Annotated in this window: 3 protein-coding genes; 1 reads left to right on the plus strand and 2 read right to left on the minus strand. The window is 53.6% G+C overall.

The window, feature by feature from the left end; genetic code table 11:
- Positions 1-160: 160 nt before the first annotated feature.
- Both ACOSYY_RS03225 and bamA read right to left on the minus strand, forming a co-directional pair.
- On the minus strand, positions 161-736 hold the full coding sequence (locus ACOSYY_RS03225) for an OmpH/Skp family outer membrane protein (protein ID WP_421660832.1): 576 nt from the start codon (positions 734-736) through the stop codon (positions 161-163).
- A gap of 13 nt (positions 737-749) precedes the next feature.
- Positions 750-3,071, minus strand: coding sequence for an outer membrane protein assembly factor BamA (bamA, locus tag ACOSYY_RS03230; RefSeq protein WP_421660833.1), 2,322 nt, complete (start codon positions 3,069-3,071; stop codon positions 750-752).
- A gap of 479 nt (positions 3,072-3,550) precedes the next feature.
- Here bamA and galU point away from each other — a divergent pair.
- Positions 3,551-4,427 (plus strand): UTP--glucose-1-phosphate uridylyltransferase GalU (galU, locus tag ACOSYY_RS03235; protein WP_421660834.1); only part of this gene is annotated, 877 nt, incomplete at its 3' end.

Raw genomic sequence — 4,427 nt, forward strand, 5'->3', positions numbered from 1 at the left:
CTTTCCGGCCTTCGTTCGTTCCATCACCAACTGTTGGTCCATCACACCCACCCGGACCGCCTCGGCAGCATGGAGCGGCTCGATCCACTGCGCCAGTGACAACGCGACGGCCACCACGACCACTCTCATTGCTCTCGTCATGACCTACCTCCCGTAGTACTTAGGGATATTCGCGGTTGAATTCCTCGATGACCGGACCTGAAATGTCCAGACCCTCTTCATGATAGATGGTCGGACCACCCTTACTCTTATCGACGACAACCTGCAACCCGAGATGCTTCGCGACTTTCGCAACGATGACTTCGATCTTGTCACGAAACCCTTCCAGCACGTCCTTTTGTTTTTCTTGGACTTCCCGATTCAATTCCGAGGCCTTTTGCTGGTACTCTTGCATGCGTCGACGAAACTGCTCTTCCCGATCTCGTTTCGCGGCGGGACTCAGGACAGAGGACTGCTTGACAAAGTCCTCTTCCATCCGCCGCAACTCCTTTTCCTCCAATTCCATCAGCGCTTGCCGGTTTTTGGAAAAAGCGGTCAGATTTTCCTTGGCCTTCTTGCCCGCACTCGTCTCGTTGAGCAAGCGCTGTGAATTGATCACCCCGATCTTTGCGTCGATTTTGCCGCCGCCTGCAGCACATCCATTGAGAACCAGCATGATGACGACCGCAGCCGACATCAACGTCCAGTCGATCCGTCCCGTCGATCGCTTCCACCGATACTCGCTCCAACGTACCACGCCAAGACTCCGGCTAGAATAAGGTTCCGATCGTAAACTCGAAGACTCCGGCCCGCTCCCCCGGACGGGCATCAAGATTGATCCCATAGGCAACACGCAACGGACCGAAGGGAGATATCCAGCGCCCCTCTAAACCGACCGCAGGTCTCAACTGAATCGACAACGGTTCATGATCGTCAAAACCCTTCCCGTAGTCGAAAAAGAGAACACCGTTCAATTTCGCCTCGGAAGAGATCGTAAAGATCAGTTCGGCGTTGAAGATCAATTGCTTGGCAGCGCCATATGGAGCATGCGTTGTGGGAACCGTAGGACCGGCCCGACCGAAGGCAAACCCACGCATCGTGTTGATACCGCCGACAAAAAATCGTTCGTTCAGCGGAATCTCTGTGCCGTTGAGCGCTTTGACTTCTCCATAGCGAGCCCGTAGCGAAACCCTCATGTCCAGCGGAAGGGGGGTGACTTTGATCACATCCATATAGTACTTGATGAAGTCATTGGTTCCCCCCATATACGGGGTTCCGATATCGAACCCGCCGCCGATCCGCCAACCCGATCTGGGATCGAGATAATAATCCCTGGTGTCTCTGAACAACGATGTCCGAAATCCCGTCGAAGACTGCGTCCCCAGTTGACGACACACGATTGGAACCAGATCAGGGCAAATACCCGGTTGAGGATCCTTGAACGTGAGTTGCTCTCCAAAGATGCTGACGCTCCCTGTCACATACTCCGATAACCAACGGCCCAGCGTGATATTTCCGCCGGTCCGTTCCTCAAAATAAGACAGATAATTCGTGATACTGCGGTACCCATCTATCTGCAGCGACGTCAATGAGTCGTTCAAATAGGGATTTCGAAAGGTGATGGATCCGAGACTTCTTCGCTGGCCGAGTTGCCCACGGATGCGGCCCATATAACCGTACCCGCCCAAGTTGCCTTGAGTGATATCGGCGATTGCCACGAGGCGATCCAATGTGCTGAAACCTCCGCCGAGGCTGAACATCCCCGTCGGTTTTTCTTTCACACGCACGTTCAGATCGACCTTATCGGGTGCAACTTGCGTGGGCAGGATTTCGACCGTCTCGAAGAAATTCAAGTTGTTCAATCGTTGAAAACTTCGCTTCAGGGAAGCGGTGTCGATCACATCTTGCTCGTCCACTCGTATTTCTCGCCGGATGACGTTGTCTCGTGTCTTGTCATTCCCGTAGATATTGATCTGTCGGATCCGCATCATTTCCCCTTCTTTGATATTGAAAATGATGCCGACCGTCCGTTCCTCATTGTTCGGATTCACGTTGGGCACGACTTCGGCAAATGAGTACCCCTTACTTCCATACAGATCCGTGATTCGGGTGATTTCATCTCGGATTTTGGCACGCTGAAAGATCTCTCCCTCTTTGAGTCGCAATCCCTCTCGAAGCTCCGGATCTTCAAATATCGTGTGTCCTCTAAACCCTAGTTCTCCTATCGTGAAGGGCTCACCCTCCGTGATGGGGTAACTGACGATAAACCATTTTTTATCTTCGGTGAGCTCCACCGACGGCTGGCCGACTCGAACATTGAAATACCCCTTGTTCAGGAGCACTTCTTTGATCCGCTCCACATCATTGGTCAGCTCTTCACGCTTCAGAACGCCCGCGTCGGACACGACCGAAGGCAATTTGAGCCTCGTCACGAGGCCGTACCATGGGATCCATTCCCGGGTCGACATGATATTGAGCATCTCGTTCTTCGTTGCCGCACGCAGCCCTTCGAATATCACCGTCTTGACCTTGGCCTTCTCTCCCTCCGTAATATGGAAGGTCAGGCGCTTCCGGTCCTCATCTAACGCCTCAATCACGGGAACAACCTGCGCGTTGTAATATCCGTCATGCTGATAGGTCAGACGAATGGTCTCGGCGCTTGCCTTGGCCTGTTGTTGATCAAGAAATGTCTGGCTCTTGATAGTCGTTTTTTCCTTCAGCTTCTCGTCGGTCAACTGCTCGTTACCATCGAAGACAATTTCGGTGATAAACGGCTTCTCCCGCACGACGAAGGTCACCGCCATCCCATCGGCGATCGATTCGGTTTCGACCTGCACATCCTCGAAAAATCCCATGTCGTATAAAATCTTCACTTGCCCACGCACATTTTCCGGCGTATAGCGATCGCCGGCTTTCAGCGTGAGCCGACCGGCAATCGCCGGGACTTCGATTCGTTTGGTCCCTCGAATTTCAATCGAAGCAACTTTGAGGTCGGGCGTCTGAGCGAGCGCCTCGATCACACCACACAACACAGAGACAACCATAACTACGACCACGAACGATCGAGAACTGTAGACGGCATGCTCGGTCACCGATAAGGATTCCTATGGCGAAGTATGGAGATGGATGGTGCGGTCGGAACCACCACACACATCCTCTCCGCTATCATACATATGCCGACTCCTACACGAGTCGGTCCGTCCCATTCTGCAGAACGCGCACTGGACCGCAAGAGCACCCTTGTCCCGAATAAGCAGCCCGGCAGCTCTATCATGCGAACGTCCTTGCGCCACCCGACCGCGCAAAAACTTCCGGATTATATTGGGGTCATTTTGCATTGTAAAGGAGTGTCCCGTCCTATGATTCGATGTGCGCATACCTCCTTATTGGCCCTAATTCCGACGATCTCAACGATCGCATCGTCATGACCGTCACGCGCCATTCCGGAGAAACGGCACGGCACACTCTCGCCCGTGAGCATCTTCTTTTCACGGGGATGACAACGTCGCCTTTGATGCGGCGAGTTCCTCTGTTTCTTGACTTCACACACACCATCACATAGTATCCTTCCATGTCGCGTCTGACTGTCAGAAAAGCGGTTATCCCCGCCGCTGGCCTTGGGACACGATTCCTTCCCGCCACAAAGGCATCTCCCAAAGAGATGTTGCCGTTGGTCGACAAGCCGCTCATTCAATATACGGTCGAAGAAGCGGTGGCCTCGGGCATCGAGGACATTATCGTGATTACCGGCCGCGGTAAACGCGCCATCGAAGATCACTTTGATCGTTCCGTTGAATTGGAAGAAAATTTGAAAGGCACCGGCAAGAGTCAGGTGCTCCATCAAATCCGGCAGATCTCGAACCTCGCGAACTTCTGTTACGTGCGGCAATCCGAAGCCCTCGGCTTGGGGCATGCCGTGTTGTGCGCGCAACACCTGATCGGCGATGAACCCTTTGCGGTCATTCTCGGAGACGAGATCATAGACGCCGATGTCCCAGCACTCGCGCAATTGATCCACATCTATAAAAAACGTCATGGAGCGGTTCTCGGAGTGCAGGAAGTTCCCAAGGCAGATGTCAGCCGGTACGGAATTGTGACCCCCAAGCGCCTCGCTCATGGTCTGCATCGGGTTGAGGATTTGATAGAGAAACCATCGCCGACTGATGCCCCATCCACGCTCGCCGTGATCGGCCGGTATGTCCTTCCTCCGGAAATCTTTCCGATTCTGAGAAAAACGGCGCCAGGCAAGAACGGGGAAATCCAGTTGACCGACGCGCTCAAGACACTTGCAAAAAAAACTCCGATGTACGCCCTGGAGGTAGAGGGACAGCGCCATGATGCCGGAGACAAGTTGGGGTTTTTGGTCGCCACCGTTGAGTTCGCATTGAAGAACCCGGCATTGGGAGCAGAATTCCGCGACTACCTTTCGACCAGAATGCACACCGCAT

This window comes from Nitrospira sp. BLG_2 (assembly GCF_049222245.1).